Source organism: Burkholderiales bacterium, assembly GCA_036262035.1.
Lineage (GTDB): Bacteria > Pseudomonadota > Gammaproteobacteria > Burkholderiales > SG8-41 > JAQGMV01.
In genome coordinates this window covers 63,285-85,238 of record DATAJS010000003.1, presented here as the reverse complement: position 1 = coordinate 85,238, position 21,954 = coordinate 63,285, and the positions used below count along the sequence as shown (strand labels likewise).

At 66.7% G+C, this 21,954-nt stretch carries 23 protein-coding genes; 14 read left to right on the top strand and 9 right to left on the bottom strand.

From position 1 onward, the window contains the following. The first annotated feature begins 4 nt into the window (after positions 1 to 4). A complete protein-coding gene (locus VHP37_01640; protein ID HEX2825023.1) occupies positions 5 to 742 on the top strand; it encodes a dienelactone hydrolase family protein in 738 nt (245 codons plus the stop codon). A 114-nt stretch (positions 743 to 856) separates the two neighbouring features. Here VHP37_01640 and VHP37_01635 read toward each other — a convergent pair whose 3' ends face one another. After that, complete coding sequence (locus VHP37_01635; GenBank protein HEX2825022.1) at positions 857 to 1,828, bottom strand: tripartite tricarboxylate transporter substrate binding protein; 972 nt, start codon at positions 1,826 to 1,828, stop codon at positions 857 to 859. Positions 1,829 to 1,880: 52 nt separating this feature from the next. Here VHP37_01635 and VHP37_01630 point away from each other — a divergent pair, with 52 nt between their 5' ends. Together VHP37_01630 and VHP37_01625 are read left to right on the top strand one after the other, a co-directional pair. Then, positions 1,881 to 2,846: a tripartite tricarboxylate transporter substrate-binding protein gene (locus tag VHP37_01630; protein ID HEX2825021.1), complete on the top strand. Its 966-nt coding sequence runs from the start codon at positions 1,881 to 1,883 to the stop codon at positions 2,844 to 2,846. Between the two features lie 205 nt (positions 2,847 to 3,051). Continuing rightward, on the top strand, positions 3,052 to 4,995 hold the full coding sequence (locus VHP37_01625; protein ID HEX2825020.1) for a tripartite tricarboxylate transporter substrate-binding protein: 1,944 nt from the start codon (positions 3,052 to 3,054) through the stop codon (positions 4,993 to 4,995). Between the two features lie 33 nt (positions 4,996 to 5,028). On the opposite strand, the gene VHP37_01620 is transcribed toward VHP37_01625, so the two are convergent. Continuing rightward, positions 5,029 to 5,979: an amidohydrolase family protein gene (locus tag VHP37_01620; protein ID HEX2825019.1), complete on the bottom strand. Its 951-nt coding sequence runs from the start codon at positions 5,977 to 5,979 to the stop codon at positions 5,029 to 5,031. An 86-nt stretch (positions 5,980 to 6,065) separates the two neighbouring features. Here VHP37_01620 and VHP37_01615 point away from each other — a divergent pair, with 86 nt between their 5' ends. Genes VHP37_01615 through VHP37_01600 form a run of 4 tightly spaced genes read left to right on the top strand, consistent with a single transcriptional unit; the run spans position 6,066 to position 9,641 of the window. Continuing rightward, positions 6,066 to 7,034, top strand: a complete 969-nt coding sequence (locus VHP37_01615) for a tripartite tricarboxylate transporter substrate binding protein (GenBank protein HEX2825018.1) — start codon at positions 6,066 to 6,068, stop codon at positions 7,032 to 7,034. Next, on the top strand, positions 7,031 to 7,750 hold the full coding sequence (locus VHP37_01610) for an aldolase/citrate lyase family protein (protein ID HEX2825017.1): 720 nt from the start codon (positions 7,031 to 7,033) through the stop codon (positions 7,748 to 7,750). The genes VHP37_01615 and VHP37_01610 overlap by 4 nt, the downstream gene beginning before the upstream one ends. Next, the gene (locus VHP37_01605) at positions 7,747 to 8,709 is read left to right on the top strand and encodes an aldolase/citrate lyase family protein (protein HEX2825016.1); all 963 of its coding nucleotides are present in this window, start codon (positions 7,747 to 7,749) and stop codon (positions 8,707 to 8,709) included. Before VHP37_01610 ends, VHP37_01605 begins: the two co-directional genes overlap by 4 nt. After that, on the top strand, positions 8,706 to 9,641 hold the full coding sequence (locus VHP37_01600) for an aldolase/citrate lyase family protein (protein ID HEX2825015.1): 936 nt from the start codon (positions 8,706 to 8,708) through the stop codon (positions 9,639 to 9,641). Before VHP37_01605 ends, VHP37_01600 begins: the two co-directional genes overlap by 4 nt. 127 nt (positions 9,642 to 9,768) lie before the next feature. On the opposite strand, the gene VHP37_01595 is transcribed toward VHP37_01600, so the two are convergent. Continuing rightward, the gene (locus VHP37_01595; protein ID HEX2825014.1) at positions 9,769 to 10,683 is read right to left on the bottom strand and encodes a formylglycine-generating enzyme family protein; all 915 of its coding nucleotides are present in this window, start codon (positions 10,681 to 10,683) and stop codon (positions 9,769 to 9,771) included. 100 nt (positions 10,684 to 10,783) lie between these two features. Here VHP37_01595 and VHP37_01590 point away from each other — a divergent pair, with 100 nt between their 5' ends. The 4 genes from VHP37_01590 (at position 10,784) to VHP37_01575 (ending at position 14,232) form a co-directional block, all read left to right on the top strand. Then, the gene (locus VHP37_01590; protein HEX2825013.1) at positions 10,784 to 11,740 is read left to right on the top strand and encodes a tripartite tricarboxylate transporter substrate binding protein; all 957 of its coding nucleotides are present in this window, start codon (positions 10,784 to 10,786) and stop codon (positions 11,738 to 11,740) included. A gap of 106 nt (positions 11,741 to 11,846) precedes the next feature. Continuing rightward, positions 11,847 to 12,518 (top strand): hypothetical protein, encoded by a 672-nt coding sequence (locus VHP37_01585; GenBank protein HEX2825012.1) that lies wholly within the window; start codon positions 11,847 to 11,849, stop codon positions 12,516 to 12,518. 203 nt (positions 12,519 to 12,721) lie between these two features. After that, positions 12,722 to 13,372 carry a hypothetical protein gene (locus VHP37_01580; protein ID HEX2825011.1) on the top strand — a complete coding sequence of 217 codons (651 nt, stop codon included), beginning with the start codon at positions 12,722 to 12,724 and terminating at the stop codon, positions 13,370 to 13,372. A 113-nt stretch (positions 13,373 to 13,485) separates the two neighbouring features. Further along, positions 13,486 to 14,232 (top strand): hypothetical protein, encoded by a 747-nt coding sequence (locus tag VHP37_01575; protein HEX2825010.1) that lies wholly within the window; start codon positions 13,486 to 13,488, stop codon positions 14,230 to 14,232. Between the two features lie 88 nt (positions 14,233 to 14,320). Here VHP37_01575 and VHP37_01570 read toward each other — a convergent pair whose 3' ends face one another. Together VHP37_01570 and VHP37_01565 are read right to left on the bottom strand one after the other, a co-directional pair. After that, positions 14,321 to 14,707 carry a hypothetical protein gene (locus tag VHP37_01570; protein HEX2825009.1) on the bottom strand — a complete coding sequence of 129 codons (387 nt, stop codon included), beginning with the start codon at positions 14,705 to 14,707 and terminating at the stop codon, positions 14,321 to 14,323. 111 nt (positions 14,708 to 14,818) lie between these two features. Further along, positions 14,819 to 15,352 carry a 2,4'-dihydroxyacetophenone dioxygenase family protein gene (locus tag VHP37_01565; GenBank protein ID HEX2825008.1) on the bottom strand — a complete coding sequence of 178 codons (534 nt, stop codon included), beginning with the start codon at positions 15,350 to 15,352 and terminating at the stop codon, positions 14,819 to 14,821. Between the two features lie 132 nt (positions 15,353 to 15,484). Between VHP37_01565 and VHP37_01560 the strand changes: the two genes are divergently transcribed. Together VHP37_01560 and VHP37_01555 are read left to right on the top strand one after the other, a co-directional pair. Further along, positions 15,485 to 16,441, top strand: a complete 957-nt coding sequence (locus VHP37_01560; GenBank protein HEX2825007.1) for a tripartite tricarboxylate transporter substrate binding protein — start codon at positions 15,485 to 15,487, stop codon at positions 16,439 to 16,441. Continuing rightward, positions 16,399 to 17,133 carry a hypothetical protein gene (locus VHP37_01555; GenBank protein HEX2825006.1) on the top strand — a complete coding sequence of 245 codons (735 nt, stop codon included), beginning with the start codon at positions 16,399 to 16,401 and terminating at the stop codon, positions 17,131 to 17,133. The genes VHP37_01560 and VHP37_01555 overlap by 43 nt, the downstream gene beginning before the upstream one ends. A 54-nt stretch (positions 17,134 to 17,187) precedes the next feature. On the opposite strand, the gene VHP37_01550 is transcribed toward VHP37_01555, so the two are convergent. Further along, positions 17,188 to 18,639 (bottom strand): amidohydrolase, encoded by a 1,452-nt coding sequence (locus VHP37_01550; GenBank protein HEX2825005.1) that lies wholly within the window; start codon positions 18,637 to 18,639, stop codon positions 17,188 to 17,190. A gap of 87 nt (positions 18,640 to 18,726) precedes the next feature. On the opposite strand from VHP37_01550, the gene VHP37_01545 reads away from it, so the two are divergent. After that, complete coding sequence (locus VHP37_01545) at positions 18,727 to 19,656, top strand: class I SAM-dependent methyltransferase (protein ID HEX2825004.1); 930 nt, start codon at positions 18,727 to 18,729, stop codon at positions 19,654 to 19,656. A 6-nt stretch (positions 19,657 to 19,662) separates the two neighbouring features. Here VHP37_01545 and VHP37_01540 read toward each other — a convergent pair whose 3' ends face one another. From VHP37_01540 to VHP37_01530, 3 genes are read right to left on the bottom strand one after another with little or no spacing between them, the layout of a single operon-like run. Then, positions 19,663 to 20,838, bottom strand: a complete 1,176-nt coding sequence (locus tag VHP37_01540) for an acyl-CoA dehydrogenase family protein (protein HEX2825003.1) — start codon at positions 20,836 to 20,838, stop codon at positions 19,663 to 19,665. Between the two features lie 5 nt (positions 20,839 to 20,843). Continuing rightward, positions 20,844 to 21,782 (bottom strand): LLM class flavin-dependent oxidoreductase, encoded by a 939-nt coding sequence (locus VHP37_01535; protein HEX2825002.1) that lies wholly within the window; start codon positions 21,780 to 21,782, stop codon positions 20,844 to 20,846. A gap of 36 nt (positions 21,783 to 21,818) precedes the next feature. Beyond that, the gene (locus VHP37_01530; GenBank protein HEX2825001.1) at positions 21,819 to 21,944 is read right to left on the bottom strand and encodes a hypothetical protein; all 126 of its coding nucleotides are present in this window, start codon (positions 21,942 to 21,944) and stop codon (positions 21,819 to 21,821) included. Between the last annotated feature and the right edge of the window lie 10 nt (positions 21,945 to 21,954).

Sequence of the window (21,954 nt, the reverse complement as noted above, 5' to 3'; positions counted from 1 at the left end):
ACGCATGGCACTCATCGAACGTGAGATCGACGTCACCACCAAGCACGGAAGCTGCCTGTCCTTCACGGCGCGCCCCGACGGCGCGGGCCCTTTCCCCGGCATCATCCTCTACATGGACGCGCCGGGTTACCGCGAAGAGCTCAAGAACATGGCTCGGCGCATCGCACGCCACGGCTATTACTGCCTGCTGCCCGACATGTACTACCGCTATGGCACGCTGCGCTTCGATACCGCGCGGCGCGACGACCCGATGTCGAACGTCATCAAGGCGGCGTGGACCAGCCTCACCAACGCGATGCTCGTGGACGACACCGCGGGTTTCCTCGCGCATCTCGACGCACAGGACGCCGTGACCCCGGGCGCGGTGGGCTGTGTCGGCTACTGCATGAGCGGCCAGTTCGTGACGACGATCGCGGCGCGCTACGCGCATCGCTTTTCAGCGACCGCGTCGCTCTACGGCGTGAAGATCGTCACCGACCAGCCCGACTCGCCGCACCTGCTGCTCGGAGAGATCAAGGGCGAGATGCTCTACCTCTTCGCCGAGACCGATCCGTCGGTGCCCGACAACGTTATCCCGACGCTGCAGACAGGGCTCGAGCGCGCCGGCGTGAAGCATCGCCTCAAGGTGCTGCCGGGCACGCAGCACGGCTTCCAGTTCCCCGAGCGCGCGGCCTACGCCGCGGCGCAATCGGAGCAGGCGTGGACGATGATGTTCGATCTGTGGGATCGGAACCTGAAGTGACGTGAAGCGTGACGGATAAGGCGGTGACGGATAGTGCAGTGACGGATGATGCGGTGACGAAAGGCGGTCGCTCCGTGCCCCCCGTCACCGGTTTACCCGTCACTGTTTCAACCGTCACTTGTCTTTCATCCCCACCTGTTTCGCCAGCACCGCAAAATCCTCGACCTGCTTCCTGAGGAACGCCGCGAACTGCTCGCTCGACGGGCTCGCGGTGAGCTCGATCGCCATCTCGCCGAAGCGCGAGCGCAGCTCGGGTACCGCGACGGCCCTGGCGACGGCGTCGTGCAAGCGCTCGACGACGGGTCGCGGTGTGCCCGCGGGCGCCATCAGGCCGTTGAAGGTCGAGTCGACGAAGCCGGGCAGGCCCGATTCGGCGATCGTCGGCACCTCGGGCAGCACCGGCGAGCGCTTGGCGCTGGTGACGCCGAGCGCGCGCAAGCGGCCGGAGTGGATGTGCGCGATCGACGTGGTCACCTGATCGAAGCGCAGCATCACGTGGCCGCCGACGAGATCGACGATCGCCGGCGCCGCGCCCTTGTACTGCACGTGCAGCATGCGGATCCCGGCCTGTTTGCTGAACATCTCGGCCGCGACGTGGCCGGTCGATCCCACGCCCGACGAGGCGCTGGTGATCTCCCCCGGCCGCTTCTTCGCGAGCGCGATGAGCTCGCGCACGTTCTTCACCGGCAGCGCGGTATTGACGACGAGCACCAGCGGCACGTCGCTCGTCTGCGAGATCGCGACGAAGTCTTTCAGGGGATCGTAGCCCGCGTCCGCTTGCAGCGCGGGCACGCGCGCGAAGGTGTTCGAGATCGCGAGCAGCGTGTAGCCGTCGGGCGGAGAGCCTTTCACGTAGCGCGTGCCGATCACCGCGGCCGAGCCGGGACGGCTCTCGACGATGAATTGCTGGCCGAGCAGACGCGTGAGCTGCTCGGCGATCGCGCGCGCGGTGGTCTCCTGGTTGCCGCCGGGCGCGACGGGGTTGACGATGCGCACGAGCTTGACGGGATACGCCGGGGTCTGGCTCCATGCGGAACAAGCGGCGGACAGAGCCGCCGCGGCGATGACGATACGTAGCGGGTTCATGCCGCAACGATCGTACATCCGGCGCCGAATTTCAAGTCGCACGGGAGGTGATATGCGGTATCGCATCGCCGTCTTCGCCTGCGTCGCGTTCGCAAGCTCCGCCGCGGCGCAGGTCTATCCCTCCCGCGCGATCACGATCGTCGTGCCGTTCGCCGCGGGCGGTCCGACCGACGTCATCGCGCGCCTGCTGAGCCAGCCGATGCGCGCGTTCCTCGGGCAACAGGTGCTCGTCGAGAACGTCACCGGCGCGAACGGCAACGTCGGCGTCGGCAAGGTCGCGCGCGCGGCGCCCGACGGTTACACGCTCAGCATCGGCCACTGGAGCACGCACGTCGTGAACGGCGCGGTGTATACGCTGCCGTACGACGTGTTGAAGGACTTCGAGCCGGTCTCGCTGATTTCGACGAACTCGTATCTCGTCGTCGCCAAGAACGCGGTGCCGGCGACCGATCTGAAGTCGTTCATCGCGTGGCTCAAGGCGAATCCCGACAAGGCGCTCGAAGGCACTGCCGGCGCGGGCAGCCCGCAGCACGTCGGCGGCATCTTCTTCCAGCAGGCGACCGGCACGCGCTTCCAGTTCGTGCCGTATCGCGGCGCCGCGCCGGCGATGCAGGCGCTGCTCGGCGGCGAGGTCGACATGATCATCGACGACCCGACCAGCTCGCTGCCTCAGGTGCGCGCCGGCAAGATCAAGGCGTTCGCGGTGACCGCGAAGGAACGTCTCGCCGCCGCGCCCGACATCCCCACGGTCGACGAAGCCGGTCTGCCGAAGTTCTATTTCTCGCGCTGGCACGCGCTGTGGGTGCCGAGGGGCACGCCGAAGGACGCGGTGATGAAGCTCAACGCGGCCGTCGTCTCGGCGCTCGCCGATCGCGAGGTGCGCACGCGGCTCTCCGACCTCGGTCAGGAGATCTTTCCGCGCGAGCAGCAGAGCGCAGCCGCGCTCGCGGCGCACCACAAGGCCGAGATCGCGAAGTGGTGGCCGATCATCAAGGCGGCGGGCATCAAGGCGGAGTGAATCCTCTTCCGCAACCCACAATCCGGCGGATTGACACCGGTAGAGAGCGTTCACCATTCTTGACAGCACCCTAAGAGTGCGAGCGGGCTGCATCGGCCGTATCCACAATCAGCATAGAGCGGAGGCGAGGATGTTGCGCGGACAGTGGCTGGTCGGATGTATCGCAGCAGGTGTCGCGGGCGTGCCGTGCAGTACGAGTGCGCAGGTGTCCCAGGCCTATCCGCAGAAACCGGTGAGATTGATCGTCCCTGCGCCGCCCGGCGGATCTACCGATCTGGTTGCCCGCATCGTCGGTCAGGAACTCACCCAAAAATGGGGGCAGCAGGTCGTCATCGATAACCGGCCCGGAGGAACCATCGCAGCCGAGATCGCCGCACGCGCCGCCCCTGATGGCTATACGTTCTTCGTCGCGTCGAATACATTCGCCACCACACCAGCGCTATACAACAAGTTGCCGTTCGATGCGACGCGAGATTTCGCGCCGGTAGCGGGATTAGCTTCATCACCGCTGGTTTTGATGGCTCACCCGTCGCTGCCAGTGAAATCGGTAGCCGAGCTCGTCACATATGCCAAAGCGAATCCCGGCAAGTTGATGTACTCATCGTCCGGTTCGGGAAGTTCGGCACATCTGTGTTCTGCGCTATTTGCCCAACTGACCGGAGCTCCTCTTACCCATATTCCATACAAGGGAACCAGTCTCGCAGTGACTTCAGTAATCGCGGGCGAAACGAGCATCAGCCTCGCCCCGTTGACGTCGGCGCTTCCGCTCATCGAGTCCGGGAAAGTACGGGCACTCGGCGTAACTTCGCCGCAACGGGTAGCTGCACTGCCGTCGGTTCCGCCGATCAGCAGCAGTGTGCGCGAATACGAATGCCCGCAGTGGCAGGCGCTCTTTGCGCCAGCACGCACACCTAAAGAGGTGATTTCACGTGTATCACAAGACGTTCGAGCGGTCATGAAAAGCCCGCGCGTTGCTGAAGTCCTGTCGCGGCAGGGCCTCGATGTATTCGATGCGGATGCGCCGGCCTTGCAGGCGCAATTCAGGAGCGATGTCGCGAAATGGGGCAAGGTGGTCGCATCGGCCTCTATTAAGGTCAATGGTGGTGGTGGTGGCGGCGGCGGCGGCGGTGGTGGTGGTGGTGGAGGAGGAGGCGGCGGCACGCGGACCAACAATTCGACCGTTGTAGAAGTTTTTTACGGCACCGATCGGGAACGAACCAAATCCTCTGAGCCTAACAATTACTTCGCTCCCAAAGAAGGAAGCTTCAGCTATGGAATCAGTTACGTAAGCATTCCGAATATACATGAGCGGGGAAAGCTGGAAAGGCCATCGTTTTGGAAATTCGAGTTTCGGGAGAACCGAGAGCGACATGTCGTCGTGATAGATGTGCAGCCAAAATCGCAAAACGATTTTCTCGACACGCTCGAAGCACGAGTCACTAAGTCTAGGCGGAGCCAACTGCTGCTGTTCGTGCACGGCTTCAATAACACTTTTGCAGACGCAGCACGACGCGCAGGCCAACTCGCCTTCGATCTCGAATTTCAAGGTGTGCCCGTTTTTTACAGCTGGCCCACCCTCGAAAGTGCCGATCCTCGCGCCTACGCCGCCGATGAAGCCACGATTCAGGTCTCAGGGCAGCGCCTCGCCGCTTTTCTCGACGACATCCTCACGAAAACAGGACCAAGCGATGTTTTCCTGGTCGCGCACAGCATGGGCAATCAGGCATTGACGAATGCATTCATACAGGTCGTTCAAAAGCGGCCGGACATGAAGAAGCGCATTAAGGAGCTCGTCCTCATTGCCCCGGACATAGACCGTGCCGTATTCACGGAGGTCATTGCGCCGCGACTCTCTGCGGCGGGAGCGGGGGTGACGATGTATGCATCCAGCGACGATCGCGCTCTACAGGCCTCACGGTCGCTGCGCAAAGGTAAAGTACGCGTGGGCGATCTCTTGAATGGCCCCTTCCTCGCCGACTGGATCGACACCATCGACGCCTCCGGAATGGATACCGGCCTAATCAAACACTCGTATTATCTGACTAGCGACCTGTTCTACTTAATCAACTACCGACAACGCGCCGACAAGCGCTATCTCGTCAAGGTTCCCGGGAATCCCAAAGACTGGTGGCGAATTCCGCAGAAATGAGAGACCAGGAAAGTCGCGTCTCATCCCAGCGTCTCAGAAACCGTAGAGGCGCGCGGGGTTGTCGACGAGGATCTTGCGCCGCACCGCCGAGTCGGGCACCCACACCGCGAGCTGATTGAGCACCAGCCCGTCGTCGACCTGGTGTACCGGGGTGACGTCGGTGGGTTTGCGCCCGGGCGGCGTCGCCGAGTTGGGATGCGGCCAGTTGGTGCCCCACACGATGCGGTCCGGGTTCGCGGCGATCAGCGCGCGGGCGAGCGGCGCGAATCCCGAGTAGTCGCTGCGCGGGCCGCCGTTGACCGAGATCTTCACGTACGCGACACCCGAGCGCACCAGGTCGACCAGCGCGTCGAAGCCGGCCTGCTGAGGACCTTCGGTCTCGCGCGCATTGCCGAAGTGATCGACGACAATCGTGACGGGTGACGCCGCAAGCTGCTGCCGGAGCGCGGAGATCATCGCCAGGCTGGTGTTGAGCTGCACGTGCCACTTGCGCGCCTTCATGCGCTCGGCGGCATTCTGGAAGCGCTTCGCCGCCACGCCCGGATCGTTCGTCCCGCCGGTGGCGAGGTTCAAACGGATTCCGCACACGCCCTGCTTGCCCATGGCGTCGAGCTCGGCGTCGGACGTCTTGTCGTCGATGACCGCAACGCCTCGCGCATCGCGCCCGCGCGCCTGCATGCCGACCAGCGTCGGACGATTGTCGGTGCCGTACACGCTGGGCGTGACGATCACCACCCGCTGTATGCGCAACGCCTTGTGCAGCGCCGACATCTCGTCGGGCATCGCCATGTCGGGCGTGTAGACGCGGCCCTCGTACCACGGGAACTGCGGCATGTGGATGTGCGTGTGGCAATCGCAAGCGTTCGAAGGCACGTCGAAGTTTACCGCCGTCGAAGGCTGCGAAGGTTTTGCGAAAGCCGACGGCACGCGCGAGAGCGCTGCCGCGGCGACCGAGCCCGCGAGAAAATCGCGTCGAGTCACCATGATCCCCTCCTTGTGGAACGGCGTGCTTTATCGAATCGGTCGTTTTGTGAAACGATACAACCTTTCGGGGTCGTCAAGGAGCGGAAGTGTCGGGGCTCAGGACGTACGCATATATCGTGGCCGCCTGCGCGGCGCTCTGCGGCGGCGCACACGCGCAATCCGCCTATCCGGCCAAGCCCATCCGCTGGATCGTGCCGTTCGTCCCCGGCGGCAGCACGACGATCATCGCGCGGCTGCTCGGGCAGAAGCTGACCGAGAGCTGGGGCCAGCAGGTCGTCGTCGACAACCGCGGCGGCGGCAATACGATCATCGGCTCCGAAACCATGGTGAGGGCCGCGCCTGACGGCTACACCGTGCTCCAGGTGACGACGACCCACGTCATCAATCCGAGCCTGCTCGCCACGCCTTACGACGCGGTGAAGGACTTCGCGCCGATCGCCACACTGGTCGCGACCGAGACGCTGATGGTGGTCAATCTGTCGCTGCCCGCCAGGAACCTTCAGGAGTTCATCGCGCTCGCGAAGTCGAAACCGGGAGAGATCAACTTCGGCTCGTCGGGGAGCGGCACGACCAATCATCTCGCCGCCGAGTTGCTCGGGATCATGGCGGGCATCAGGATGCAGCACATCCCGTACAAGGGCGCGGGCCCGGCGGTGATCGATCTCATGGGCGGGCGCATCCAGATGTTCATGAACAACGCGCTGCCGCTGATCCCGTTCGTGAAGAGCGGCAAGATCCGGCCGATCGCGGTGTCCGGGGAGACGCGCCTCAAATCGCTGCCGGACGTCCCGACGTTCACCCAGGCGGGACTGCCGGGATACGAAGTGAGGTCGTGGCAGGCGCTGCTCGCGCCGGCGCGCACGCCCAAACCGATCATCGACAAGCTCTCGCACGAGATCGGGCGTATCCTCCAGATGCCCGACGTGCGCGACACGCTGGTCACCATGGGTGCCGATCCGTACGTCAGCAATCCGCAGGAGGTCGCGGCGCTCATCAAGCGCGATCTCGTGCGATATTCGAAGCTCATCAAGTCCGCGAACATCAAACTCGAATGACCAAGAACGATAGACGCAGGCGATCGTGGCTGATCGTGCCGGCGCACGACGCAGGGTCGAGCGGCGACGTGCGGCCGGACGTGCGGATCCTCGACCTCGAATACTCGGTGCCGCCGCGGGCGAAAGAGGCCGCGCGCGAAGGCTTGAAGTCGCTGGCCGCCTCGCTCGCGGCGAGCGGATCGGACGTGTTCGTGCGCATCGAGCGCGAGACGCGCTGGGCGGATGCGGCGGCGGCGATCGGGCGCGGCGTCGCAGGCATCGTCTTTCCCGGCCCCGAAGACGCCGGCGAAGTGAGCGAGCTCTCGGCGCTCATCGACCAGAAGGAGAAAGAGCGCGGCGTCGACGCGGGCTCGACCGAGATCGTGGTCATGCTCGAATCGGCGCAAGGTTTCCGCGATGCGGCCGCCATCGCGCAAGCGAGCCCGCGCGTGACCGCGCTGGGCGTCGGGCGCATCGACCTCACGATGCGGCTCGGGCCGGTGCCGCAGGGCGAGTTCCGTTTCTACCGCTTCCTCATGACGCGCGCGGTCGTCGCCGCGCGCATGCTCGGCAAGCAGCCGCTGGGCGCGCTGTGGCGCCCCGGCTCGCGCGGCGGCGTCGCGTCGCCGCAGGCGACCGCGCAGGCCGCACGCGAAGGAAGGCTCATGGGATTCAGCGGCTGCCTCTGCGCCACGCCCGATCAGGTCGCCGCGGTCAACGAAGGATACGGCGCATGAGCGGCGACATCCGCATCGCCGGCGAGCGGCCGATCCCGACGCACATCCGGCGCTCGATCTATTGCCTGTCGATCGACGATCCGGCGCTCGCAGACAAGGCCTACGCATCGTGGGCCGATGCGATCGTGCTCGACGTCGCGCGCAAACCGGGCGCCGACTGGCAGCAGGACCTGAAAACGCGCATGCCCGCGGCGATCCACGCCGCCGCGCGCGGCGGCGCCGAAGTGTTCGCGCGGGTCAGCGGCGCCGCCGCAGAGCTTGGCGCGGTGGTGTTCGACGGGCTCACCGGCGTCGTGCTGCGCGGCGTGGAAGACGCAGAGCAGATGGCGCAAGCGGGCGAGCGCCTCGCGGCGCTCGAGGACGAGCGTGGAATTGCGTCGGGCTCGCTGGAGATCGACGTCGACATCACGACCGCCGCGGGCGTGTGGAATGCGCTGGCGATCGCGCGCGCGACGCCGCGCTTCGGCACGTTCACGATCGACGAGCGTGCGCTCTCGTGCAACCTCGGCATGACGACCGAGCCGCACGAAGCCTTCGAGCCGCTGGAATACATCAAGTCGGAGATCATCACGGTCGCGATCTCGGCCGGCGGCCAGGCGCAGGGCATGAGCTATCCGCTGTCGATGACGCAGCACGACCCCGGCGCGGCCGAGCTCGCGAAGGCCGTGCGCCGCGCGCGCGACACCGGCTTCAAAGGTGCGGTCTGTCCTCACGTGTCGTGGATCAGGGCGTGCAACGAAGGCTTCCGTCCGAGCCCGCAGGAAACCGCATACTACGTGAAGGTGCGCGAAGTCTTCGCCGAAGGCCTGAAGCGCGGCATGGCGTCGGTGCCGATCGACGGCAAGATGATCGACGTGCCTGTGGACATCCGCGCGAGGCTCTATCTCGACTGGGCGGCGCGGGCGAAAGCGCGGGACGAGGCGAAAGCGCGCGCGCACGGGCAGGAGGTGAACGCATGAACAACCGCACCGCCCGCGTCGCGATGTTCGTGACGCCGACCAACCCGCGCTTCATCGACAAGGCCTGGACGCGCGGCGGCGACGTCTACATCCTCGACATCGAGGACTCGATCGCGCCGCAGGAGAAAGAGCGCTGCCGCACGCTGATCAAGGAGTCGATCGCCAAGGCGAGCAAAGGCGGCGCGGCTATCTACGTGCGCATCAACAAGCCCTACGTCGACGCCGACCTGCCGTACGCGGTGTGGCCCGGCGTCATCCGCATCATGCTGCCCAAGACCGAATCGGCGGCGGAGATGCGCCACGCTCACGAGATCATCTCCAGGCTCGAGCGCGAGCGCGGCATTCCCGAAGGCACGATCGAGCTCTCGCCGATGATCGAATCGGCGCTCGGCGCGGTGAACATCCACGAGATCCTGACCGCGGTGCCGCGAACGATCTGGTCGATGGGCGGAGGCGGCGGCTACGACATGGCGCTGAACCTCGGCATCGAGATGTTCGCCGACTTCGACCAGTACGCGTTCCCCGTCGCCAACGTCGCGCTCTCGGCGATGGCGCTCGGCATCGAAGCCACCGGCGGCGTGTTCGTCCCGAACCCTTCGGGGCGCGTGGACCAGGGCGACCAGGCCGCGACGCAGGCTGCCGCGCTGCACGCGGCCGGCATCCACCACGCGGGCGCACTGCACCCCGCGTTCATCGAGCCGCTGGTGAAAGGCCTCTCGCCGACCGGCGACGAGATCGCTTGGGCGCGCACGGTGATCGATCTCTATGAGAAGCTGATCGACGAAGGCGAATCGATCGGCGAGATCGACGGCAAGGTGGTCGATAGATATGAATACGACTCCGCGCAGCGCACGCTAAAGTGGGCCGCCGAATGCGCGGCGAAGGACGCGTACAAGGCGAACGCGCTGAAGCGGGCACAGTCGGCGGCCTGACCGAACCGGGTCATCGCGAGGCGGCTCCGGCAGGAACGCCATGGCGATCTCGTGGCGCACGTAACGGACGCTCCGGGATTGCTTCGTCGCTTCGCTCCTCGCAATGACGTGTGCACGCCTGTGCTCTCTAAGGATCGGCAGCGACGCGAAACCCCCGCGTCCACACGCGCACCGTCGTCGGGCTCCCGACGCGATAAGCAGCACGCACGCCCACCGGCGCGTCTTCCCACGAGCCGCCGCGCACGGCGCGTAACGCGCAATCGCCGCTCGTTCGCGCGCTGCCGTCCGCGGGCGCGCCGCCGTGATCGGGATTCCAGCAGTCCTGCGTCCATTCGGCCGCGTTGCCGAGCATGTCGTGCAGGCCGAAAGCGTTCGGCCGGAAGCTTCCCACCGGCGCGGTATACGCGTGGCCGTCGTCGCACGGCGCTGCATTCCACTCGGCGGCGAACGCCACGCGCGCCTGCGTCGAGCGATCGGCGCCGTTCGCGTACGCACAAGCGGCGTTCGCATCGGCGCCCCAGAAGCGCGGCGTCGTGCTGCCCGCGCGCGCCGCGTATTCCCACTCCGCTTCGCTGAGCAATCGATAGCGCTTGCCGCTGCGAGACGACAACCATGCGACGTACGCGCTCGCGTCTTCCCAGCTCACGCACGTCGCGGGGTGCCCGTCGTCCTGCGCGTAGCCCGGGGTGCGCCAGTCCCTGCGCGCATCGGGCTCGAACTCGCGGCCGTTCCACGCGAAGCAGCCGTCGCCTTTGCGTCCGGTCGCTTCGGCGAACGCGCGATACTCGCCGCGCGTGACTTCGGCTCTTCCCGCGCGAAACGCGCGAATCTCGACGGTGCGCTGCGGCCGGCTGCGCTTGCGGAACTCGGCGGCGAGATTCTCGCGCGCTTCCTCCCCCGGCGCCGCGCCCATCAGGAAGCGTCCCGCCGGTAGGTTCACCATGTCGGGACAGACGTCGCAATCGCGCGCCGCGGCGGCCGCGACGGGAACGAGCAGCGCGGCGAGCAGCAGCTTGCGCGACAAACCGCGGAGCATGGTCATCGCACTCCTCGTGCGTGTTCGTTCGTTTCAATCTACTCTTCGGGCAAGGGGGTTACAAACCGATAAGGCGCGGTGCGCTCGCGCGCACCCTTGGAGCTCTATGCGATACCTCGCGGCAATCCTGTTCGGCATCACCTTCAACTGCATCGCGGCGACGACCTCGTACCCGGTGAAACCGATACGCCTCGTCGTGCCTTTCCCGGCCGGCGCGTCGAGCGACATCGTCGGCCGGCTGATCGGCGAGAAGCTTTCCGAGCAGATGGGCCAGCAGATCGTGCCCGACAACCGCGCGGGCGCCGGCGGCAACCTGGGCATCGGGGCCGCCGCGCACTCCGCTCCGGACGGTTATACGATCGTCATCGCGACCGCGAGCATCGCCGTCAGCCCCTCGTTGTATGCGAAGCTCGGCTACGATCCGATCAAGGACCTGGCGCCGGTCGCGCGGCTCACGTCCATCCCCAACATCCTGCTCGTGCACCCTTCGGTGCCGGCGAAGACGCTGCGCCAGTTCATCGATCTCGCGCGCAGGCAAAAGGGCAAGCTCAACTTCGGCTCGGGCGGCGCGGGCACGACCAACCATCTCGCGAACGAGCTCCTGAAGAAGCTCGAGAAGATCGACCTCGTGCACGTGCCGTACAAAGGCGTCACGCAGGCGATGGTGGCGATGATGGGGGGCGAGGTCGATGAAGTCGTCATGCCGGTGTCGACCGCGCTCACCGCCATACGCTCGGGCAAGGTGCGGCCGCTCGCGGTGCTCACCGAGAAGCGCATCGCCGCGCTGCCGGACGTGCCGACGGGCATCGAGGCCGGCGTGCCCGGCTTCACGATGCCGCTGTGGTACGGGATGTTCGCGCCCGCAGCGACGCCGCGCGAGCTCGTCACGCGGCTGAACATCGAGCTCGTGAAGGCGCTGGAATCCCCCGACCTTCGCAAACGCCTGGCCGATCTGGGCGTCGACCCGTGGCCCGGCACGCCCGAGCAGCTCGGTGCGTTGCTGCGAGACGACATCCAGCGCTACGGCGAGATCGCCCGCGCAGCGGGTTTGCCGAAGCAGTAACCGTGCTTTTCGGGCGCTCGTTGTCGCCGCGGAACAACGATAGATCGCATGGGCATAAAAGCTGCACCGGTCCCTGTCGCTCATTCCCTATATCGAGGAGAAGACAGTGATACGAAAGAACTCCCTGACTGCGATCGCGGCGGCGATGTGTGCGGCGTTTAGCGCCGCGGCGATGGCGCAGAGCAACACCGCCGGCAGCAATACCAGCACGACGGCGAACCAGACCACCGCTCCGACTGCGAACACGACGGTCAACACCGACGCCCGCTTCAAGGCGATGCCGCACAGCACGGTGACCATCGCACCGAGCGGCACGACCAACCAGTCGACGTCGGCGAACCAGGCGACGAACACCACTTCGAACACCCAGGCCGCGGGCAACGGCAGGGGCAACGGCCGCAACCGCGCGGGCAGCGACACCAGTACCACCGCGAACCAGACGACCGCCCCCAGCGCGAACACGTCGGTGAACACCAACGCGCAGTTCAAGGCGATGCCTCATAGCAACGTCACGATCAGCCCGAGCGCGACGACCAATCAGTCCACCAGCGCCAACCAGTCGACGAACACCACGTCGAACACGACGGCCGGCCGCACCGGCGCAGGCTCGGTGAGCGGCATGGCTGCGGGCGCGTCGGGCGGCAGCGCGGGCAGCGGCACCGCGGCCGGCGCGAGCGGCGGCATGGCCGGGGGCAAGGTCGACATGAGCGACGGCCCGGGCAAGCACGGCAAGGGCAAAGCCAAAGGCCACGACAAGAACAAGCACAACCGCGATTGATGCTTTCGGCATCGTGCACGGTCCGCGGTTGCGGCCCGTGCACCGCACACCACGAAACCCGCTTCCGAGCGGGTTTTCTTTTGGCGCTCCGCCGTCCGGCAGGTGACCTAGTTCCTCTGTCGCCTCACGACAACGCCTTGAAAACACAGGCATAAAAGCTGCACCTTCCCTGCTCGTAGCTTTTTGTTTTGAGGAGAACAGCAATGATCCGGAAGCATTCTGTAAGCATCATCGCCGCGGCGGTCTTCGCGGCTTTCGGCACCGCAGCGGTTGCGCAGCAATCGCGTCAATCCACCGACGCCAGCCAGGCTTCGCAGACCAACCCGTTGCAGTCGGTCAACCCGAGCGCGGCGACGGGCGTGGATTCGAGCGCCAACTTCCGCGGCAACCACAACACCATCTTCATGGACTCGCAGGCGACGACGAACCAGTCGACCGGCGTGTCGCAGGACACCGGCAGCACGCAGGGTCTGGGCGCGTCGGGACAAGCCAGCGGCAGCGGCTCGAGCCGCCTGTCGGGCAGCCAGGCCTCGCAGACCAGCCCCGAGCAGTCGGTGAACCCGAGCGCGGCGACGGGCGTGGAATCGAGCGCGCAGTTCCGCGGCAACCACAACACCATCTTCATGGACTCGCAGGCGACGACGAATCAGTCGACGACCGCGTCGCAGAACACCAATAGCGCCCAGAACATGGGCATCCAGAGCGGCGTTCCCGGCATGAAGGCGCTCCCCGGTCAGGGCGGCACGTCCTCCAGCGCCGGCGGCTCGGTCGGCTCGAAACCCGACATGACCGACGGTCCGGGCAAGCGCGGCCACGGTAAAGCCAAAGGCCATCTGAAGCACGATCGCAAGTAAGCGAACGCAGGATGCGCGAAGGTGATGCGCGTGCAACACGCACTGCGCATCACCGGACGGCATAAAAGCTGCACAGCAAATACGGCAGCTCAACTTTTGAGGAGATCCATCTCATGATCCTGAAACAGTCCCTTATCGCGGCGGCGGTGTTCGCTGCACTCAGCACGACGGCTATGGCGCAGACCCGTCAGTCCACCGACGCCAGCCAGGCCTCGCAGACCAACCCGACGCAGATCGTGAACCCGAGCGCGGCCACGGGTGTCGAGTCGAACGTCGGCATCAACGGCAGCGGCACCAACGCCCGCATCAACAACAGCGCGACGACGAACCAGTCGACCTCGGCGTCGCAGAACACCAACAGCTCGCAGAACATGGCCGTGAACCCGAGCCAGAACGCCAGCCGCAGCGGCTCGGCGCGCCAGCGGACCGATGCGAGCCAGGCTTCGCAGACCAACCCCGAGCAATACGTGAATCCGTCGGCGGCGACAGGCGTTGCTTTGGACGCGCGGATCAAGGGCGACAACAACCGCGCGCGCATCAACAACAACGCGACGACCAACCAGTCGACCTCGGCCTCGCAGAACACCAACAGCTCGCAGAACATGGCCGTGAACCCGAGCCAGAACGGCAGCCGTCGTGGTGACTCCTCGATGCCGGGCATGAGCGCGGTTCCGGGCAGCACCTCGAGTGGCGCGATGGGCGGCGCCTCGGCGAGCGCGGGCGGCACGAGCTCCAGCGCCGGCGGCGCGGTCGGCTCGAAGACCGACATGAGCGACGGTCCGGGCAAGAAAGGCCACGGCAAGGCCAAAGGTCATCACAAGCGTGACCGGGGCGACGGCAACGACAGCTGGAAGCGTTAAACGCTCCTGCTCCGGAAGCGGCTGCGGCCGCTTCCCAAAAGAAAACCCGCCGAAAGGCGGGTTTTCTTTTGCTGCGCGTGAATCGCGATTACTGGCAGGTACAGCTCGGCGCGCCCGCGTCCGCGGCCTTGCCGCACTGCGCGACGCGCGGCAGGCGGCACGTCACTTCGCAGCGTTTGCCGTTGATCTCCGCGGTGCACAGGCTCCCGCGGTTGCCGACCACCGAGTTCGTCACGACGCTGTTGGTGCCGCCGACGTCGGACGAGCTCGAGACGGTCGAGCCGTTGTTCGAAATCACGCTGTTGTGCGAGCCGTTGCCGGTCGACGAAGTGACCGAGCTCGAGGAGTTCACCGTGCTCGACGAGTTGACCGAGCTCGATACATTGCTCGAGGTTCGCGAGCTCACGGTGCCCGCGGCACCGACGCCGCCGGCGATCGCCACCCCCAGCGCTACTGCGGTCATCAGGTATTTCATCTCATTCCTCCGTTCCTCGGACCGAGATGATCCCGCTGCACCTGCCGTGCCCGTAGGGTGCGTGCTAACGCACCGCGAAAGGCCCCGGTGCGCTGGCGCGCACCCTACGAGTCAGAGAATGAACTGCTCGACGTAGGACTCGCCGAGGCCCACCGCGGCGTAGTGCTTCCGCGCTTTCTCCAGCCGTGTGAAGACGTCGTCGTAACCGGTCGACGCGCCCTGCGGATCGACATACATGAGGCTGCCGGTCACCTGGAACAAGGTCACCATCTCGTTGCAGCCTTCGGGCACGACGAGCGTGTGGGTCTCGCCGGGCGGCTCGAAGATGTAGCTCCCCTCCTCGGCCATCCAGTCGTGCTCGAGATAGTGCCAGCGGCCCTTGAACACCCATGCGTGCACGCCGCCCGAGTGGCGGTGGCGCGCGATCATGCCCGCCCGGGTCACGCGCAGGATGTGGGTGTACTGCCCCGCGCTCACGTTGAACTGGAGCGGGCGCACCGCCACGTGATCCGCGAGCGGCACCCACACCCGCGGGTCCTCACGCCCCATGCCGTCGAGGATGACCCTGTCGGGCCGCATGTAGCGCGGCTGCGGCTTCTGGTACGGGATGCGGTCGGTCGCTTCCGAATCGCGCGGCTTGTTCACGGCCCCTCCTCCGGGTGACGGTTCACACCGAGTTTACGATGGGCGCCAGGGATCGGACGTGAAGTTGGACGGTTATGATGTGTGTGTCATCGAAAATCCGGGTCAGAGTCAGATTTAACGAGGGAGGGGGAAATGCACAGCGCATCGTTCGGAGTCATCGCAGCACTGTCCGTGATCACCGTGACGCACGCCGCCGATTTCCCGACGCGGCCGGTGCGCTTCGTGCTCGGCTTTCCGGCGGGCGGGCCGACCGACGCGGCGGGACGCATCATCGCGCAGGCGCTCCAGGCGCCGCTGGGCCAGTCGGTGGTCGTCGACAACCGGCCGGGCGCCGACGGTGCGATCGGCGCTGAAGTCGCGGCGAAAGCGTCACCCGACGGGCACACGCTGCTCATGGGTAGCGGGTCCAATCTCGCGGGCGTTCCGGCCATGCGCAAGAACCCGCCGTACGATCCGCTGCGCGATTTCATTCCGGTCGCTTTCGTCGGGTGGAGCAGCCTGCTGCTCGTCGTGCATCCGGGCGTGCCGGCGAAGAGCGTCTCCGAGCTCATCGCGCACGCACGCGCGAATCCCGGCAAGCTCATCGTCGCCGCGGCCAACCCGCCGACGATCTTCACGATGGCGCAGATCAACTCCGCCGCGAAAGTGGACATGCTGAGCGTGGCGTACAAAGGCGACGCGGCGGCAGTGCCCGACCTGCTCACCGGTCGCGTCCACGTGCTCACCGGCGGCACCAACCTGCTGCTGCCGTACGTGAAGGAAGGCCGGCTGCGCGCGCTCGCGGCGTTGACGCGCACGCGCACGCGGCCCGCGCCCGACGTGCCGACGATCGTGGAAGCGGGCGTGCCGAGCTTCTCGATCTACGGCTGGTTCGCGTTCCTCGCGCCGGCGAAAACGCCGCAAGCGGTCGTCGAGCGGCTCGATCGCGAGATCGGCGCGGTGCTCAAGCGTCCCGACATCCAGCCGCAGTTCGACAAGATCGGGCTCGAGGTCGGGGGGCCGACGCGCCAGGAGCTGCCGGCTTTTCTCAGGGATCAGATCGTGTCGTGGGCAGCGGCGGCGAAGGCTTCGGGCATGCAGCCGCAGTAGCGCTCGCGATGCGCGCGGCCGGCGTCATCGTCTGCATCGTCGCGATCGCGATCGTCGGCTACGGCTGGTTCGCGCTCGCGTGGGACGGCGGCACGCCGCGCACCCGGGACGACTGGCTGCTGATCGCGCTCGGCGCGCTGCTGCTCGTCTCGGGCGGGCTGATGGTCGCCGGCAGCGCGTGGGGCCTGAAGCTCGCGCTCTCCGTCGGCGTGATCCTCGGCGTCGTCGCCGTGTTCGCCAGGCTGAACCAGGCGGGCATCGATCCGACGTCGGCGAAGCTCGCGCTCTACGAGCTTCCACTGCGAGGCGATGAACGCGAGATCGCCGCGGCGTTCGGCGATCGATGGTGGGCGACTTCGGTCGAAGAGCTGCGCGCGCTGCGCCGGCAGAACGACGCCGTCGCGCGCGACTGGGAGATCCAGGGCGATCGGCGCGTGCGGCTCGTCGTGATCATGGATCCGCAGCTTCCGGTCGAAGGCGAGCGCATGCCGCTCAATGCGTTCCTGCTGCTGAACGCCGGCGGCAAACGTACCGCGCGCGAGGTCGTGCACGGGTTCTACTCGGACGGACGCGAAGCGCCGTTCGCGCTCACGCTGCAAGCGGGCGCCGCGACGATCGTCGCGAAGAGCGAGAGAGAGCGCGTGGTGAAGAGCTATACGATCGATCCGCGCTCGGGGGAGATACAACCGTAGGGTGCGCGCGAGCGCACCGCGCGTTTTCGCGGTGCGTTACCACGCACCCTACGTTCAGATCGCCTCGACCTGGAGGACAGGCTGCGCCTTCTTCGGCGTCGCCAGCACCGCGGCGGCTTGCTTCTCGACCACGGTCCCCTTGAAGAAGTCGGGGTTCTGCCGTCCCCACAGCCGCACCGCGTTCGCGAACACGAAGTCGCGGAAATCGTCCTGCGTGATGTGCTCTTCCTCGACGAGCTCGTACGCTTCGGGCAGCGGGTCGCGGAAGTCGATGACGTCGAAGTGGCCGATGTCCGAGCTGTAGATCGCGTTGAGCTTCGCGCCGAGCGGATTGCCGCGGCCGAACGCGGTTGCGTTCATGCGGTCGTCCGCTTCGCAACCGAAGTAGTACGGCTTGGCGTAGAGGTCGATCCAGTCTTCCTTGCGCGTGATCTTGCACGCCGCGTAATCGTCGAGCTCGGTGCGGTTGCCGACGAGCGTCTTCGCTCCGGGCTCGGGCCATCCGTCGCGCGCACGCAGCGCCTGCGCGAGATCCTCGTAGCCGTGCTCGTCGATGAGCTTCAGCAACAGCTTGCGGTCGAGCTTGTCGGGATCCATGCGCTCGAGCGCGCGCGCGCCGCGGCGCTCCCAGTGCTCGACGAGGTCGCCGAAGAGCTGGCAGCCCCAGCCCACGCCGCCTTCGAGGAAGCCGAAGTTGAGCTCGGGGAAGCGGCGGGTCACACCGCCGAGGAAGATCGCTTTCGCCGCCGCGTGCCCCGCGGCCGCGAAGTGGCCGATATGGTTGTAGACGAAGTTGGTCGGCGAGTTGCGCAGGCCCATCGCGCTGCCGCTCGAATGGAACGTCGGCGGAATCTTCACTTCCACGCACTTCGCCCACACCGCGTCGTAGTCGTAGGGACTGTCGATGCCGAGCACGTCGTACCACACCCCGCCCTCATCCGCCGGGCGCGACATCAGGCTGCCGAACATGCCGACCTTCGATCCGAGCTCCTTCGTCGCGAACTCGAGCTCGGCGATCGCTTCTTCGGGCGTGTGCATGGGAATGATCGCCGCCGGCGTCATGCGGTCTTCGAGGCCGCGGAAGTACTCGGCCGACACGATGTTGTACGCACGGATCACCGCGCGCCGGGTCTCGTCGTCCTTGATGCGCGGCAGTCGCAGCCCCGCGGTCGGATAGATGATGGCGTAATCGGTGCCGATCTCGTCGAGACGCTCGTAGAGCATCTTCGGCATCATCGCCGTCGCCCTGTCGAGGGTGTTCTCCGCCTGGCGGTTCCAGAAGTTCGGCAGCGCCACGCGCTTCTTCTCGCGCTCGGCCCGCGTCATCTTCAGCGCTTCGGTGGTGGTGTTCATCGCGGCAAGAAAACCGTCGGCAGCTTTGTCGCCGACCGCCTTGCGCATCTTCTCGGCGAAAACAGGAACGTATTCGAGCCAGTGGCCGTCGGCATCGACGACCGGATGATTGAGCCTGGCGTGAACCTGCGAAGGGCTCAGGTGCGTACCCATGGTCATCCTCCCTGCGGTGGGTGATGGAAACCTGGTCGACTGCGGAAAAGCCTAGGCTTCGCGCCGAAGCGTGTCAAACTGTTCGTCATGGATCGCCGCCAATTCCTGCTGACGCTGCCGGCGCTGGGCGTGGCGCCAGCCTACGGAGCGGATGCGACCGCGCTCGCCGCCGGAGAGCCGAGCCAAACCGCGCTCGGCGCCGCCTCGCACCGGGCGGTGCACCAGATGCTGGAAAGCCCGCTGGTGTTCGAGGACCCGCTGGCGCTGAGGATCCTCGGCGGCGAGCGGGTGAAGTGGATCGGCAGGAACATCGATCGCTATCGCACCGCCGGCTCGCGGGGCATGCGCGCCTTCCTGGTGACGCGCGCGAGATTTGCAGAGGACGGGCTCGCGCAATCGTTACGCGAAGGCACGCGCCAGTACGTCGTCCTCGGCGCGGGGCTCGACACCTTCGCCTACCGCAATCCCTTCGGCGCGCGGCTGCGCGTGTTCGAAGTCGACCATCCCGCCACCCAGGCGTGGAAACGCGCGCAGTTGCGCGAGCAGGCGATCGAGGTGCCGCGGTCGATGGTGTTCGTGCCGGTGGATTTCGAGACGCAGTCGCTGGCTGCGCGGCTGCGCCAGGCGGGACTCAAACGCAGCGAGTCGGTCTTCGTCTCGTGGCTGGGCGTGACGATGTATCTGACTCGAGACGCGGTGCTGCACACGCTGCGCGTCGTCGCCGCGTCGTGCGCGCGCGGCAGCCGGATCGTCTTCGATTTCTCGCTGCCGGACGAGGCTCTGACCGAGCCGGAGCGCCAGGCGCGCGCGGCGCGCGCCGAGCGCGTCGCCGCCATCGGCGAGCCGTGGATCAGCCGTTTCGATCCCGCGTCGCTCGAGCAGGCGATGACCGCGATGGGTTACGGGCAAGCCCGCTCGATCGGCGCGGCCGAAGCGAACGAGCGTTACTTCGCGGACCGCACCGACGGATTCCGCTTCCGCGGATCGTCAGGGCGCCTCATGACCGCACGCGTCTGATTTGATCTAGAGGTGCGATTCGTCGAGCGGCAGCCCGAGCCAGTACTTGCCGGCGGTCTCGTAATGCGCGAGCCGGCCCTGCACGTGCTGCGTGATGACGTGGATATCCTGGAAGTGGCGCTGGATGAGGTTGCCTTCGAACGCGGCGGTCGCACCCGCGGCGTTGTAGACGGCGTCGACGATCTGCGCGGCGAGGCGGATGGCGTGCGTCGCGGCCAGACGTAAGGCGACCCGACGGTCGACGGTCACGGCTTCCATAGTCGTCGCGTCCGCCCAGATGTCCTCGACCGCCTGCATGAGGAACGCGCGTCCCGAGCGCAGCGCGGCTTCCGCCTGCCCCATGCTCAACTGGATCGTCGGCTGGTCGCGCAGGAGGTTGGTCGTGTAACGCGGCACCTTCGCGCCCGCGAGGTCGTAGAACGCATCGAGGCAGCTCCGCGAGACCGCCAGCGCGACCGCGGCATCGCCGGCCGCGAACGACAGCCCCGACGGAATCTTGTAGCGCGGGCCGCCGCGCAACGCCGGCATGCCTCTCGGGAAATACGTGCGCTCTTCCGGCACGAACACGTCCTTCACTTCGAAGTGATGCGTGCCCGTGCCGCGCATGCCGCGCGTGTGCCAGGTGTCGAGGATCTCGGCCTGCGCGACCGGCAGCACGCAGTAACGCGCTTCGGGCTTGCCGTCGCGCAGCCGCACTTCGCCGTTCTCGTACACCGTCGTGTTCGCCGCGATCCACGACGCATGACGGCAACCGGTGCTGAACCCCTGCCGGCCCGACACGATGTAACCGCCCGGCACGACGACCGCCTTCGCCGTCGCGCCCGGGCTGTTCGATACCACGCTGCGCGGCGTATCGATCCAGATCTCGCGCGCCGCGCTCGCCGAGGCGATACGCGCGGAGTACGTCGCATACGTCGCGCCCTGGTTCACCGCCCACGCGGTGCTCGCGTCGGCTTTACCGAGCTCTTCGATCACGCGCACGTAGATCGGGAAATCGATCTCGCCGCCGCCGATCTCGCGCGGCACGGCCATGTGGAACATGCCCGCGTCGGCGAGCGCTTCGAAGAGCGGTCGCGGCAGCTCGCGGTTCCTGTCGATCTCGTCCGCGCTGGCGCGGATCATCGGCGCGAGGTCTCGCGCCGCCTGCAACTGCTTGGCGTCGTTCAGAGGTCCGGCATCCATATCGTCTATCGTCCGAGTTGCTCGCGTACTTTGATCATCGTCTCCAGGTGCCGCTCGTGCTCGCCCGCGAAGCGCAGCACGACCGTGCGCACGCCTTCCTTCACGTAACCGTTCATCCACTCCGCGGCCGCCGAAGCCGATCCTGCGAAACACGCCTGACGCTGCTTCAAAAGATCGGGACGCTGGCCATAGTACGCGGAAAGAAACTCGTCGATGCGCTGTCCGGCACGCGACGCGTTGTCGTCGACGAACATCGTGAGATAGATCGCGGGCTCGATTGTCTCGGGATTGCGCCCGTTCTCGCGTGCGAGCGCCTGCACGTGGCGCCACTGCTCGCCCCAGCGCTGCGCATCGGGCCCCGTCGGGAACCAGCCGTCGAAGAACTTCGCCGCGCGCTCGAGCGCCGCCGGCGCCGAGCCTCCGCCCCACAGCGGCGGTCCGCCGGGCTGCGCCGGCGTGGGTCCGATCACGCCCTGCTCGACGTGCCAGCGGCCTTCCCATTCCACCGGCTTGCCGCTCCACAGGGCTTTGCACAGGCGCAGGCCTTCCATCATCGTGCCGACACGCTTCTCCCACGGCACGCCCGCGGAACGAAACTCCGCGCGGATGTTGGGGACGTCGCTCGCGATGCCGACGCCGAGGATCACGCGCCCCGCGCTCACCTGGTCGAGCGTCGCGACCGAATGCGCGAGCAGCACCGGGTTGCGCAGCGCCGGCAGCAGCACCGCGGTGCCGAGCTTCACGCGCTTCGTGCGACCCGCGACCGCCGCGAGCATCGTGATCGGCTCGTGACGCGGCCGCGCCAGCAGCGAGTCGCCGATCCACACGCCGTCGTAGCCGAGGCCTTCCGCGCGCTCGGCGAGCGCCAGCAGCGGCCCGGCTTCGGGCCGCCCTTCCATGATCGACTCGCGGGTCGGCAAGAGATATCCGATACGTACGGTCAAATCGCTCTCCTTGCTGGAATCACCGCAGGGTAAGGCCTAGCCGGACGCGTTGCACGGCCACGTATACGGCGCGCCGCCGGCCGGCTGCATGCTTTCCATGCCGCCGACACCGGCACAGCCGGCGAGCGCGATTGCGAGCGACACGATCGCGACGATCCGCATGGCTGCCTCC